The sequence below is a fragment of the Paenibacillus glucanolyticus genome (assembly GCF_037333485.1).
In the GTDB taxonomy this organism is placed as follows: Bacteria; Bacillota; Bacilli; order Paenibacillales; family Paenibacillaceae; genus Paenibacillus_AQ; species Paenibacillus_AQ glucanolyticus.
The window spans coordinates 1,909,901-1,924,605 of the sequence record NZ_CP147845.1 but is presented as its reverse complement, the minus strand read 5'-3'; the positions used below and the strand labels follow the sequence as shown (position 1 = coordinate 1,924,605).

The following is a 14,705-nucleotide window of genomic DNA, read 5'->3' as shown; positions in this document are numbered from 1 at the left end:
GTCCGTTGCTTTCGAATGAGAGGTTCTAACAACTCCTACTGTCCGTTACAATTGTGATAGGAGCTTTTCGATAATACGCCTGCTGTGTCCGTTAGAAATCACTCCATGTCCTCGCCGGTGAATACATTCTGAAATCCGATCAATCGGCGCTTCATACAGCCTGACGATCTGTTCAACTTTAAAAAGCCGATCCGGCTGGATCGGCTTCCTCGCTCATTACTTACTTGCTCATCATTTTACTTGCTCACTACTTTACTCGCTCATCACTTTTCTTGCTCACTACTTCACTTACTTATTACTTTACTTGTTCACTACTTTACTTGTTTACTACTTTACTTGTTCACTACTTTACTTGCTCTCTACTTTACATGCTCAAGCTGCGCCAATGCACAGAGCGCCTTAACTTATCAGCTTTACGCGGCGTTCTATTAGTACACGTCTTTCCACTCGGCAATATTCGAGGCGTCGAATTTGAACGGGTCGCCCAGCATGATCTGCGTACCCTCACCGTCGGCGACAATCTCCTTCTCACCCAATTCGCCGGCCGTAAACTTGTTGCCTACGGCCCCGGTAATATCGCCTTTGACCAAAGCATCCGCCGTGTAACCCGTCATATAACCAACATCAATCGGGTTCCATAAATACATCCACTGGCTGACACCACTCTGAATGTACTCGGCCATCTCGCTTGGAAGCCCCAGACCGGTCAGCTGCACCTTGCCTTTCAGGCCTTTATCAGTCAGCACTTTGCCTGCCGCAGCGATACCGACGGTGGTGGGAGCGATGATCCCCTTGAGATCCGGATACGATTTCAACAGAGCCTCCGTCTCGGACACACTCTTATCACGCAGGTCATCCCCGTAAGCCACTTTGACAAGCTCGATGCTGCTGTATTTCGGATCTTCCAGTTCCTTCTTCATCCATTCGATCCAGATGTTCTGGTTTGATGCTTGGGATGTCGCACTCAGAATGGCAATCTGTCCCTCATTGCCAATCATTTCGGCTACCCCTTGAATCAAGGTACGACCGATACGCTCAGGGTCGGCTTGGTTGACATGGACCTTGCGGCTGGCCGGATTCAGTGCCGAATCCAGAGACAGCACTTGAATTCCCGCGTTCATCGCTTTTTTCAGCGCTGGCTGCAAGGCATCCTCGTCGTTGGCAGCCACGGAGATGCTGTCGACTTTTTGTGAGATCAGCTCTTCGATCATCTGAATCTGCGCTTCAGCTGTCGGTTGATCCGGAGCCTTCAGAATAGCTTCATTCCCTTGCTCCTCCACCGCATTCTTGAAACCCTCCATCATTTTCTCACCGTATGGATTTCCTGTGTTTTTGAAAATAATGGCGTGTTTCTTCTTACCGTCCTTGTTGCCATCTCCCGCAGAAGCACTGCTCTCTCCAGGCGCTTTCGTGCTGCATGCCGCCAGCAAGCTCATGACCATAACCGCTGTCAGTATGGTGGATACCCACTTCTTCATCCGTCGTTCCTCCCTTTTATATATCATGTTCTATGCGTATCACCGACGCTTGACACGCCAGCAGCTACCAACATGTAAATCCGTACTAGCCCTTACGTGATAACCCTTTGCCAAATTTCAGCTTGGGAACAGCTACGGCAACGATAAGCAGCAGTCCGATAATAACGAGCAGCACCTGGGCCTGTACGTTAACAAGTCCGAGTCCGTAGCGAAGGAAGCCAATCAGGAATATCGCCAAAATCGCACCGATCATGCGCCCCTTCCCGCCTGCTGTACTGATACCGCCAAGTACTACCATGGCAATGACGTCCAACTCGTAGCCTGTCGCTACATTCGGTCTGGTGCTGCCCATTCTGGAGGCAAGGAACAAGGCCGCAATTGCCGACATGAGCCCGGTCAAGGTAAACACCATCATCTTGATCTTATTCACCTGAATACCGGAGAAACGGCTTGCCGTCGAATTGCTGCCCATCGCATACACGCTGCGCCCGAACTTCGTTTTGTGGAGCAGCCAGCCGAACCCTGCGGCAAAGATAGCAAATACAATCAGAATGAAGGGAATCGGGCCCACGTAACCCCAGCCGAGGAAGCTGAACCATTCCGGGAACGAGCCTGCAGCCTGATCCTCCAGCATAATGTAAGCAATACCCCGATAAATGATCATGGTGGACAAGGTCACAATGACCGCTGACAGCTCTTTAAACTTCACGATCAGCAGACCGTTAATGAAGCCGCAGAGGATACCGACACCAAGACAGACCAGCATGGCAAAACTCATGGGCACACCATGGTTATACAGATCAGCCATCACCGTCGATGACAGAGCGATGATCGAAGCTACCGAAATATCGATATCCCCCAGAATCATGATGAACACCATCGGGAGTACAATGAACGCTTTATCCAAAAACCCCATGGTGGCATCACGCAGATTTGCCGAATCCCAGTAATACTCGGACAAATTCATGTTCATGACATGGATTGCGATAAACAGAAGAACCAGCATCCATTCCCATTGGAGAAAGAAGCGTTTCCAGGAAAAATCCTGTTTATGGATGAGCACTCTTGTTTCCATCGTCTTAAATTCTCCTCCTCATCAAATGACTTCGGTCTACCCCGCGCTTCACAAACGCATTCACCAAAATGGCAATCAGAATGACGCCTCCCTGAATGCCCATCTGCCAGAATGGCGATACGTTGATTAGCGGCAGAGCATTATTCAAGATGCCAAACAGGATGGAGCCTAAGAGAATGCCGGATATTTTGCCCGAGCCGCCAGCGATGCTGACACCGCCAAGCACGCAGGCTGCGATCACGCTTAGTTCGTACCCGGATGCCGTGTCCCCTTGGGCGGACGCGAATTTGGATACCCACAGCACCCCTGCCAGACCGGCCAAGGAGCCCATAATGGCATAGACCAGCCAGATAATGCGGTCCGACTTGATCCCGCTGATCCGGGCGGAATCGGGGTTACTGCCCACCGCATAAATTTGTCGACCTGTACGAGTATGCTGAATGAAATAATACGCAACCAGATAAATAACAATGGCAATGAGAATCAGGTTGTTCACGCCGAGGAAGCTGCCGGTGGCAATACCTTTGAAGCTGCTCGGCATTTGATGGGCGCTGACCCATTTTCCCCCGCTGATCATATATGTCAACCCTCGGAACACATTCATCATCCCGAGTGTCGCAATAATCGGCAGAATGCCCACCTTCGCCACCAGGAAACCTACGACCAACCCGCTGATCCAACCTACCGCCGTTCCCAGCATAATGACCAGTGCCGGGTGCAGGTCCGGGAATGCCCCGACTGTGAGTGCTGCAGTCATACCGGACAGCGCTAAAATGGCACCAATGGACAGATCAATGCCCCGAGTGACAATAACCAGCATCATCCCTACTGCCAAAATGCTTAATATAGCCGTATTGGTTGCCATATCGCTGATGTTCTCAAGGGTCAGAAAGCTCGGGTTCCTGATCTGCACCGCAATCGATAACAGCACGATGAAACCGAGCAACCCCACTTCCCTGAACTTCGAAATATTCGATGCAAAAGATCGTGTCTTGACTGTCCCTCCCGTAGCGGGCTGTGAAGCTGCGATTGTTGCACCTGTGCCCTTGTCTTCCATAGGTTCTCTCCCACCTTCTATGCTCGTTTATTCAGGGGAGCTTCATCCGCCATCGCATGTTGTAAAATCGCCTCTTGCGAAATTGAAGGACGATCCAGAAATGCCGTGATTCGTCCCTCGCGCATGACAGCAACTCTGTCGCACATGCCAATAATCTCCGGCATTTCAGAAGAAACCATGATAATGCCGTAACCTTGCGCAGCCAGATCGCTGATCATCTCATAGATAGATGATTTGGCGCCGACATCGACCCCCTTGGTCGGTTCATCCAGAATGATGACGTCCAGCTCACTGGTGAGCAGCTTGGCGAATACCACCTTCTGCTGATTGCCGCCGGAGAGCGAGCTTGCCAGATCGAATATACTCTTGGCTTTCACACCGACCTTCTCGGCAATTCGCTTGGCTATATCCGCTTCCGCGGCCGTATCGATCGTCCCCCGCTTGCTCACATGCTCCAGCGAGGACAAGGTAATATTGCGGGCAATGCTCCAGTCCAGCACCAGCCCTTGCTTCTGCCGATCCTCCGGCAGGTATCCGATTCCCTTGCGCATCGCATCAAGCGGACTCCGAATTCGAACAGGCTGCCCTTTGAAGAAAACGCTGCCCTCATCATAGGGTTCGATTCCAAACAACGCCTGGCATACCTCCGTCCTTCCCGCTCCTACGAGACCGGTCAAGCCTAATATTTCGCCCCGATGGAGCATAAAGCTGATGTCCGCAAAATACCCCGTCTTCGACAGCCCTTCTACCCGCAGCAATTCTTCCCCTAGGGCTGCTTCTTTTTTGGGGAATAGCTGGGTAATCTCCCGTCCAACCATTGCTACAATCAGATCCGAATTGGAGATCTCATTCACATTCCAGGTTCCGATATATTTGGAGTCGCGGAACACGGTAACTTTGCTGGCAAGCCGGTACATGTCCTCAAACCGGTGGGAAATGAAGATGATGGCAGCTCCCTTATCCCGCAGTTGTTCGGTTATCCGGTACAACTCCTCGCTTTCGCGGTTGGTCAGCGCTGCGGTCGGCTCATCCATGATGATGATCTTGGCATTGGAGGACAGCGCCTTGGCAATCTCTACGATCTGCTGTTCTGCAATGCTGAGCGCCCCCATCAGCGTCTTGGCACTGAAGGTTGCCCCGAGCTCGGATAGCAGCCGCTGCGCCTCCTCATGCATCTCTTGCCAGAGAATCCGCTTCGTTCCCCGCTTTACTTTTTCATGCCCCATAAAGATATTCTCCGTCACCGACAGATCCGGATAACAGGTAACGTGTTGATATATGGCAGCGATGCCCTGATCCTTGGCAGCATTGGGTGTCTTAAACTCTACATGCTCTCCATTCAACAAAACCTCGCCTTCGTCAGGCTGATATACGCCGGTAATGACTTTAATGAAGGTGGATTTACCCGCGCCGTTCTCTCCCATCAATGCGTGAATCTCGCCTGGCTTGAGCTTGAAATAAACGTTATCCAGCGCCTTGATGCCGGGAAAAATTTTGGTGATTCCTTTCAATTCCAAAATGTACCCAGCCATCGCTCACCCCTCCGAATCCTGTTTTGTTGGCTGTTTCGCAGTTTACTGTACTGATCCTAGGTTACTAATTAAAGCGCTTTCCTTGTAGTAGACAATCCGGTTATGAAGGGGGTCATTTCTGACTACATTTGCGTTTTCTTCATTCTCTTTTGCGTTATTTGCATTCACTCCCCATAAAAAAAAGCCCCTCATCAATTCATCATTGACGGGGAGCTTTTTTGGATCGAACATAACTGGAGCATTGAATAATCAGTGCGTGTTCAAAAAGGCCGGTTTTCAGCACCGAGGCTTGCTAATTGGGAATAACCACGCCGCAAGTCAATCCAAGAAGTTAGGGACTGCGCCCCTTGGGGCGACCGTACGGCCCTTGGGCTCCTCCCAAAACTCTTGCCGACCCAGCGCCGTCTCATCGAGAAAATAGTACGAGCCGCCAGCTTGCTCGAGTCCGCGGGCGTAGACCGAGTAGGTGTGAAAGATTCTGTCACCGTCCCGCAGGAAGCAGCTGCGACCGGGCATTTCCATCGGCTGCTTACCCTCAAATATGGATTCGCCGACCTGAGCGTGTTCGATCTTGCTGCGGTAATTGTACACGAGCGGAGTGACGGATTCGTCCAGCGTGACATGGAAATCGTAGTTGAAATCGCTGCCGTACGAGGAATACCAAGGGAACGTCCATCCCTTGCGTTCTTTGTACCGTTCAATCTTCGCTAGCGGGGCAAGGGAGACATACACAAAAGACGTATCACGGGCGTGCAGATGCCGGAGGTGGCCGCTTGACATTTCATCAGCTCCGGCCGAGCAGCTCGAGCATCCCTGCTCCCAGTCAGGAGCGAACATGAAATGGCCGACAATAAGCTGACTTCGGCCGTCAAACAGGTCGCGCAAACTTGCCTTGCCGTCCGGCCCCTCAAAAACGTATTCCTTGTCAATCTCGACCATCGGCAGTCGGCGGCGTTCGGCGTTCAGTGCATCCCGCGCGCGGGTAGCTTCCTTCTCCTTGGTCAGCAGCTCTTTGCGGGCCGCTAGCCACTCGTCTCGTGTCACGATTTTCGGTAATTCTCCTTTGATCCTGTTCATAATGATTCCCCTTCCTAAGTGAATAAAGTATTTTCCTTTAATGGATGAGAATGAGATTAGACTAACCTTAGTCTACCAATTACAACATGTCGTCATTTCTTATCAATTGCTATTATGCCGGTATCCACTTCATGAATATTTTAATCGACAAGCGCACCACACATGTCGGTACTACAACAGCCTCCATCACAAATGACAGGGGCCGTCTCGCTTCTGCACGATATTCATTCTTAATCTGCTCCTTCCAGCCGCTCCCTGTACTTCGAAGGCGTCTCCCCGTACCGCTGCTTAAACTGCCGGCTGAAGTACTTCACATCCTGATATCCGACTAAACTGCATACATCCGAAACCTTATGTTTAGCGTCAGTCAGCAGCTCTTTGGCCCTCTCCATACGCAGATTTGTAATGTAATCCAGCACCGTGACACCGGTTTGCATCTTGAAGGTTCTGCTGAAATAGGAAGGATTCATGTACACTCGATCGGCAATGGATTTTATGCTAAGATCGCTCCCCAAATGGGCAATGATCCAGGCTTTCGCCTGCTCCACCGGCTTAAGGCTGCCGCTCTGGCGGGAGTCGCGCACCAGGGATATGACATCAAGAATCAGCGTGTCCAGCTCCTTTTTCAACACATGTAAATGTGCCGCCCGGGATAACGACTGAATCCCCTTCTCGAGCGATACCGGTACGGTATCACCGCTGACATATTCAATGCCTACGGAATGGATTTGAATATAGGCGTTCTGTACCGCATATTGAATCGTCATCGGGGAGCTGATCTGACTGAGCCGCCGGAAGAATTGCTGCGACAAGGCAGCGGCTTCCTCCGTATTGGCTTGCTCCGCCACCGCCCGCAGCCGGTGGGCGAAATGGGCAAGCTCACTATCCATCCGCTCCACCGCCCAATCGGCCATATCATCGTGAAAGGTCCGGTTACTGCCGTAGAGCAAGCGGTAATTCATCAGCGACAGGGATCGCTGCCGCGCCTCTGGAAGCATATACAGATCCTCCATTCGATTGCCGTAGGACACCGACACACTAAATGGCGTATGCAGCGCGATGGCTGTACGAATGCTTGCAGATAAATCACTGGCCGATTGCTCGATTTCAGTGGCTTCCGGGTTTCCATTACTGTGAAGCATCACCCAGTAGTCGGAATCGCCGCCCTTCCAGCACCATTTTTCCATCCGCCCCTCGTATTGCTCCTGCATACGGTCCGCTACCTCGATGATGATATTTTCCATCGCATAATCAAAGGCCTCCCAATCCTTGGAGGTATAACTTCTGGACTTGACCGGTACCGGATCAAGACTTATATATAACAGCACATACAAGCCCTTCGGAAAATCCTCCACCCAGTAACCGAGCCTTCCCATATCCAGTCCCGCGGAAGTGACGTAACTCAGCATTTGCGTTTGCCGCGTTAATTTCAATTCCCGCTCCATCTTATGGAGATGCAGGCGGTTTCGCTTGTTCTGGAGAATGATCGCACTGATCTCCTTCATCCGTCGCCGGAACTGCTCCCGGTCAACCGGCTTCATAATATAATCCACCGCTCCTTCACGGATGGCGGTCTGCATATATTCAAAATCGTTGTACCCGCTGATCATAACCGGGTAGAAGGTGTATCGGCGCTTCGCCTCCTTCACGAGAGTCAGCCCGTCCATATCCGGCATTCTGATATCTGTAATCAACAGATCGATGTCGCCATGGCTTTGATCCATATACTCCAGCGCCTCCAAGCCGCTTGAGAGCACAGCAACGACTTCCCAATTTCCTTCGCAAGTAGACAATAACCGTCCAATGCCTCTGCGGATCCGTGCCTCATCATCTACGATGATCGTGCGTATGGCTTCCATCCCCTTGTCCCTCCCTGCTCAATCTTGTTCAAGATCAGATACATCCTCTAAACGGATCATTGGAATTCGAAGGGTGACCTCGGTCCCCTTCCCTTCAACGCTGTGCAGCTGCATGCCATAATGAGGCCCATGCATCATCACAATCCGGGTGTTGACGTTCCCCAGTCCGAACTCTGAATCTTTGCCTGTAAGGGTCTGCTGCCTGAGCGACTCTTCCACCTCCAACAGCCGCCTGGAGGGAATCCCGGGCCCGTTATCCCTGACCTTGATCACGATATCCTCCATACCGCTTCGCAGACCAAGCTCCCTGCTTACAAGGATTTCGACAATCAGCTTGTCACGGGACTCGAGTCCATACTTGACGGCATTCTCCACAATCGGCTGCACGATGAATTTCGGCGTATAATACAACTCCAAATCGTGAGGCTCCCGGATATCAAACGACAGCCGCTGTTCAAAACGAAACTTCTGGATCGTCAAATAGTCCATGACATGCTGCAGCTCCTCCCGAACAGGGACAAACCTCGATTTGTTGCCTACCGAGAACCGCAGCATTCGTCCAAGCTGTGTCACCATGCCCACAACGGCTTCCTTCTCTCCCTCCTCTGCGGCCATGCTGATCGTCTCCAGCGTGTTGTACATAAAGTGGGGATCAATCTGCGATTGCAGCGCATACAGCTCTGCCTCTTTCTGCCGGATTTTGATATCATAGTTCTTCTCAATCAGCTCCCGAATGGTCGCAATCATCGAATTAAAGCTGCGGACCAGAATGCCTACCTCATCCTGTCGCTGCATGTTCAAGCCAACCTGGAATTTCCCGCGCTCGACCTCCTTCATCAGATGAATCAGCTTCTTGATCGGGCTCATCACACGCAGCACAAACACAACCGTCAAACAGGTCGTCACGATCACAAATCCGCTAAAAATCATAATGCTGAGTGTTCTTGTCCAATCCGTTCGGGCTGTCAGATCCTCAAGGGGAATGCTGTGAACCAGAATTCCGTCAAATGTCTGCGATTCCGTTACACTGATCAGCTTCTCGCTCCGGCTTTCCCTGAAGCTCCCGTTCCAGATCGGATACTCATGAACCGCCATATCCATCGATCCGATAAGCTCATGACGGGTGTGGTAGATGACCTCGCCTTTGAGACTGACCATGGCAATCTCGGCATCCTCATTCTGCTCGAAGTCCAGCAGGATCCGATCGATGAATGTGAGCTGCACCGCTATAAACATGGTACCCAGGTCCTTGCGGTTGTCCGTGTCCTGAATCTGCTTCATGATCATGACATAAGGGATATCCCCGTCAAACCGGAGTTTGATCTCGCTGGGAAGAATGATTTTTTCCTTCCCTCTCAAATCCATGTCCTGACCATACGGCGTAAGCATGCTCTCCCAATCCAGACCGGTAAACGGGATCCTTGAGGTGTGGAACAGCCGGTTCCTGGATAATACAAATACGCCTAGAATGTCGCTATTGCTCCCGTTCAGGTACGTCCGCGTCAAATAATTATTCACCGCATACTGGTCTTTGTTCTGATCCGCCTGGCTCTGGTAGGAATCCTTGCGCAGGATCGCCAGTGTATTCTCCGAATTCAGCAGCAGCTTGGGCATCGCCATCACATCCGCAATATGATTGTCGATATTGGCGTTCGCCTGTCTCAGAAATCGCGGCATGTATTCCCCGATCTGTTCCTCGATGGATTCCTTATATTGGATAAAGGAGAAGATTCCGAGCACAGCCATCGGAATCACGGTTAACACGATATAGGTCAGAATCAGCTTCGTGCTCAGCCTGTAATGGTTAAACCTTAACCGCCGCCGTCTCTCAGAAGTCATATTGGCTCACGTTCTCTCTTGTGAAATCAAGCGGCTCGCCCATAATGACTACATCCCCGTTGAACCGGATGCTGCCTACATTCTCGATTTCCTGGCCATGGACAGGGAGATTGCCTTCCAGCAAATTCTTGGCAATTACTACCGTCAGATACCCCAGTTTCTTCGGACTCCATAGTGTCGCCATCTGGGCGGAGCCGTCCTGAAGATAGGATTTCATCAGATTGGGTGTCGACAGGCCAACCACCTTGATATCGCCCTTCTTGCCCGTCTCGCTGACCACCTGTGCGGCCGCCGGCGGTCCTACCGAGGAATTGCCGATGATCCCCTTCAGATCAGGATGCTTGTTAAGCAGCTCCCGGGCGACCTCGTATGCTTGTTGCGGATTATCATCCGTTGCCGCAATCTCCACCAGCTCCATGCCAGGATAATAATGCGTCTGCTGATAACGAATCCATTTGATCCATTCGTTCAGGTTTGAAGCGGAAAGAGCGCCGGTCATGATGGCATATTCCCCTTCTTCTCCCATCGTCCAGGCGAGCGTATCCAGCAGATGGCGGCCGAGTGTCTCGGGATCCACCATATTCACGAACAGCTCCCTGGCCTCAGGCAGGGTATCGGCATCCCAGGTGATAACCCGGATTCCCTGTTCCTTGGCCTGGGTCAGCACGGGCAAAGCCGCTTAGGATCATTAGCCGATATCGCAAGCAGATCGACCTTTCGCTTGATCATGTCTTCGATAACTTTGATCTGCTGCTCGGCATCGGCAATCAGCGGACCATCGTAGATTACGTTCACGTTCAAATCCTTGGCCGCTTCCACAGCACCGTCTTCCACCACGTTAAAGTAAGGAATGCCCGTCACCTTGGGAACGATGCCGATCGTAAAGGGACGGGGCTCTTTATCCTCAATGGAAGAAGATGAGCTCGCTTTTACCGGTTCCATTCGATAGATGACATCATAACGGTCCTGCTTTTGATTGTGGCAAGCGCTTACAAAAAAGAGTAAAAACATCAGCACCATCGTCATCGTTTTGCGGGTCAAACTTCCCACTCCTTATCGCGTCATCAATTTGGATAGATTGTAACAAATGTTTCTGCTGTTTTGAAGGTGACATTTGTTATATCGAGGGTGCTAATCGTTACCTGTACGTCCCTTGTTCGCAATTTCCGTGATTCTCATGAACGACAAAGATCCCCCGAAGGGGATCTCTGTCCTTATCAGCAGCTGCAAGTATTCGTAACCAGTTACCCTTTGATAGAGCCGATCATAACGCCTTTCTCGAAGTATTTTTGCATAAACGGATATATAAGCAGGATCGGAAGCGTGGATACAATAATGACGCCATACTTAATCTGGTCAGCATATCTTTGAGCGTATCCTCCTGCATCTCCCCCTGTTCCCGCACCGCTCGAGAATACTTGATTCGATAGCAGAATGTCCCGCAGAACAATTTGCAGCGGCTGCAGTTTCGTATCCCGAATGTAGATCAGGGCCGTGAAGAAATCATTCCAGTGCCCAACCAAATAATAGAGCCCGATGACGGATACCAAGGCTTTGGACAGCGGCAACGCCACTTTGAAAAAAAAGGTGAAGTGCGAGCAGCCGTCCATGACGGCCGCTTCGTGCAGCTCCTGCGGCAGCGAGTTCTCAAAAAACGTCCGGGCAATGATCAAATAGAACACATTCACGGAAAACGGGAGAATAAACACCCATATCGTATTGGTCAGACCAAGCCCCTTCATCAGCAGGTATGTGGGGATCAGCCCTCCGTTGAAAAACATCGTAATGACAAAAATCAACATGATAATCCGCCTTGCACGAAACTCTTTTCTGGACAGCACATACGCTGCCGGAAGCGTAAACAGCATATTAATCAGGGTGCCGAAGACCGTATAAAACAACGTATTTCGATAGCCGGTCCAGATCCGCATATCCTTGAAGATTTCCTGATAACCGAAAAAACTTATGTTTTTGGGGATAAACATGACCTTCCCCGTCGACACCAGCGTGGAATCGCTGAAGGAAGCAATCACGATAAAATAGAGCGGGTACGCGACCAGAAGAAAAATAAAGGCACACAGAAATGCCAATGTTATTCTGAACATCAATTCCTTGCCATTGACGCGCTTTCTGGTATATTCATGTTCCACAACCGTTTCTCCTTTCCCAAGCATTAGAATAGGCTCGTTTCGGACATTCTCTTCGAGATGGTGTTCATCGCATACAGGAATACAAAATTGATGAGTGTATTAAACAAGCCGATGGCCGAGGCCAAACTGAATTGATTCGATATGATTCCAATTTTATAAACGTATGTTGCAATGACCTCAGAGACAGGAAGGTTCAGCGGATTCTGCATCAGGAATATTTTCTCGAAGCCGGTGCCGAGGATATTCCCCATGCTGAGAATAAACAGGATGATGATGGTTGGTATGAGCGCAGGTATGTCGACATACCGGATCGTCTGCCACCGGCTGGCTCCATCGATTTTGGCGGCATCATACAGCTGGGGGTCCACGGTGGACAGGGCTGCGAGATAGATAATGCTGTTCCATCCGCAGTGCTGCCATATGTCGGAGAGCACATACACCGGGATAAAGGTCGAGGTGGAGGCCAGCAGATTAATATGACCGAGTCCCAGCGCCTTCATGAAATGGCCGACAACCCCGGTCTCAGAGGATAACAGCACATTCAGCATGCCGACCAGCACGATGATGGATATGAAATGGGGCAAATAGACTGTTGTCTGCATCAGCTGTTTCATTCTTTTTCTGCGAATCTGATTAAGGATCAAGGCCAGCAGGATCGGTGCCGGAAAACCAAGCACGATCGTTGCCAGACTGATTAGAAACGTATTTCGCATCAGATCCGTGAACAAGTAGCTGTCGATGAATTGCTGAAAATAGGCAAACCCCCTCCACTCGCCTCCGGTCAAGCCTTGGCTGAAGTCATAATCTCGGAATGCAAGCTGGATTCCGTACATGGGAATATAATTGAACAGCAGGATGACGATGATAGCCGGAAAAATCATGATCCACAGCTGATAATCACGTCTGAAGGTGTTCCGTCTTTTTCGGGATTCCATATCCTCCCTCCTAGTTTTGATTCATGTAATCATCATAATATTTCTGCATAATCTCAAGATTCTGCTTCAGGCCAGCCTTCTGGCTCTCCTTGATATACGAATCCCACTCCGCTTCCACGCCGCCCTTGGTTACCCATTTCGCAAAGCTGGATTCCGCCAGGTTCATCACGTTGGTGTTGTTCAGGCTCATGGTGTTGTTGTCGATGGTGGAATATTTGATGAACATGCCGGGGAATACATCCTTGTCAGGGTCAACCTCTAATGCAGGCTCCAGTGGCTCCGATTGTCCCAGCACCTCCTGCATATCGGTCCCGAGTGTCAGCTTTAAGGAATCCGGTATATAGAAAGCGCCGTTATCCGCCATCGTCGAGGTCCACTTCCATGTACCCGGGTCCATCTTGGCATCAGCTGGAGGCAGAACGGCATATGTACCGTCACCGTTATCTTTAATATTCGGACCGATGGAGCCAAACAGCACCTGCATTCCCACCTCAGGCGCATATAACTCATTGATGAATCTCATGGCCGCTTCCTTGTTCTTGGTCTTGGCGGACATGACGATATGGTTCGGCCCATAATTCAGGGAGTAATAGTCATAGCTCCATGACAGCTTCCCGTTGTAATCCGCGGATGCTTTGAGCTGCGGCATGGAAGCATACTGCGGTGCCAGCTGCTCACCGAAACGGTCGGAGGCAACCCATCCCCAGGTGAAGCCGACCTTGGCCGTGTCTCCTTCACCGCGGGCGATAGATTGATATTTTGTATAATCATGGGTGAACACTTCCGGATTAATCAGCCCCGCCTTGTACAGCTTGTTCAGGAACAAAACCATCGTTTTGTACCGATCATCGGTCAGAAAATTCTTCACTTGCCCATCTTCCACAAAATAGCCCTGCCCGCTGCCGTCCGTCAGCGTGATGCCCATGCTTCCGAGAAGAACAGCAGGATTAAAGTATCCGCCGATGCCTCCCGGCCAATCCATCGGGATCTCGTCATTCGGGTTGCCATTGCCGTTGGCATCCTTCTCTTTGAATGCCACGAGCACTTCATACAATTCATCCCACGTTGTCGGCATGCCAAGTCCGAGGTTATCCAGCCACTGCTGGTTAATGAATTGCCTGCTGGCCGAGGCCGGCCAGAACCGCTGATATTTCGGGAGACCGTATATTTTGCCGTCAGACTGCGTTGCAATCACTTTGGTATCCGGTTTTTCATTAAACATAGTCTGTACGTTGGGTGCCTGATCCAGCATACTGGACAGATCCTGGAACAGTCCCTGGAACTGGGCGAAATCGGCATCTGTAATGACGTTCGGCCCGATGAACAGATCGGGGGTATCGCCGCTGGCAAGCATCGTTCCTTTTTTCTGTCCCCAGTCGGCCGTGATTTCCTGCCATTCGATCTCCACGCCTGCCGCTTCCTCAACCTTCTGCAGCCATTCCATTTCAGCAAGAGGTTTCGTAAGGGGATGCTTGGTAATAAGAGCTGTCAACTTCACTTTCTTGCCTGATGCGTCTCCGGGCGATTCCGCCGATTCGTTATGGTCGTCTCCGGCTCCGCTGCATCCCGTTAACAGCAGTGCAGTGATGACGATAAAAGAGATGAAAACGTTTACCTTTTTCTTCATTTCATTACCTCCTGGTTTGGTTTGTGGGTCTGATCCATAGGGATTGCAGCCTTGAATTTCGCCTTGCCTGCGGACA

10 protein-coding genes and 1 pseudogene are annotated in these 14,705 nt (G+C 50.8%); all 11 read right to left on the bottom strand.

Annotation, left to right across the window (positions count from 1 at the left end; all coding sequences use genetic code 11):
• Positions 1-428: 428 nt before the first annotated feature.
• Positions 429-1,478 (bottom strand): rhamnose ABC transporter substrate-binding protein, encoded by a 1,050-nt coding sequence (gene rhaS, locus WDY75_RS09315; protein ID WP_006211878.1) that lies wholly within the window; start codon positions 1,476-1,478, stop codon positions 429-431.
• Between the two features lie 85 nt (positions 1,479-1,563).
• Positions 1,564-2,553, bottom strand: coding sequence for an ABC transporter permease (locus WDY75_RS09310; protein ID WP_006211879.1), 990 nt, complete (start codon positions 2,551-2,553; stop codon positions 1,564-1,566).
• A 4-nt stretch (positions 2,554-2,557) separates the two neighbouring features.
• Complete coding sequence (locus WDY75_RS09305; protein ID WP_172963920.1) at positions 2,558-3,610, bottom strand: ABC transporter permease; 1,053 nt, start codon at positions 3,608-3,610, stop codon at positions 2,558-2,560.
• A 17-nt stretch (positions 3,611-3,627) separates the two neighbouring features.
• Positions 3,628-5,142 (bottom strand): sugar ABC transporter ATP-binding protein, encoded by a 1,515-nt coding sequence (locus WDY75_RS09300; protein ID WP_063480269.1) that lies wholly within the window; start codon positions 5,140-5,142, stop codon positions 3,628-3,630.
• A gap of 318 nt (positions 5,143-5,460) precedes the next feature.
• Entirely contained in the window at positions 5,461-6,219 is a 759-nt protein-coding gene (locus WDY75_RS09295; protein WP_063480270.1) for a DUF899 domain-containing protein, read from the bottom strand.
• A gap of 230 nt (positions 6,220-6,449) precedes the next feature.
• Positions 6,450-8,078 carry a helix-turn-helix domain-containing protein gene (locus WDY75_RS09290; protein WP_063480271.1) on the bottom strand — a complete coding sequence of 543 codons (1,629 nt, stop codon included), beginning with the start codon at positions 8,076-8,078 and terminating at the stop codon, positions 6,450-6,452.
• 18 nt (positions 8,079-8,096) lie between these two features.
• On the bottom strand, positions 8,097-9,917 hold the full coding sequence (locus tag WDY75_RS09285; RefSeq protein WP_063480272.1) for a sensor histidine kinase: 1,821 nt from the start codon (positions 9,915-9,917) through the stop codon (positions 8,097-8,099).
• Positions 9,907-10,859: pseudogene (locus tag WDY75_RS09280) on the bottom strand (autoinducer 2 ABC transporter substrate-binding protein). The gene WDY75_RS09285 and the pseudogene WDY75_RS09280 overlap by 11 nt, the downstream one beginning before the upstream one ends.
• Positions 10,860-11,161: 302 nt before the next feature.
• Entirely contained in the window at positions 11,162-12,091 is a 930-nt protein-coding gene (locus tag WDY75_RS09275; RefSeq protein WP_036641450.1) for a carbohydrate ABC transporter permease, read from the bottom strand.
• Positions 12,091-13,002, bottom strand: coding sequence for an ABC transporter permease (locus WDY75_RS09270; RefSeq protein ID WP_006211888.1), 912 nt, complete (start codon positions 13,000-13,002; stop codon positions 12,091-12,093). Before WDY75_RS09270 ends, WDY75_RS09275 begins: the two co-directional genes overlap by 1 nt.
• Before the next feature lie 10 nt (positions 13,003-13,012).
• Positions 13,013-14,629, bottom strand: coding sequence for an ABC transporter substrate-binding protein (locus tag WDY75_RS09265; protein ID WP_063480273.1), 1,617 nt, complete (start codon positions 14,627-14,629; stop codon positions 13,013-13,015).
• Positions 14,630-14,705 lie beyond the last annotated feature (76 nt).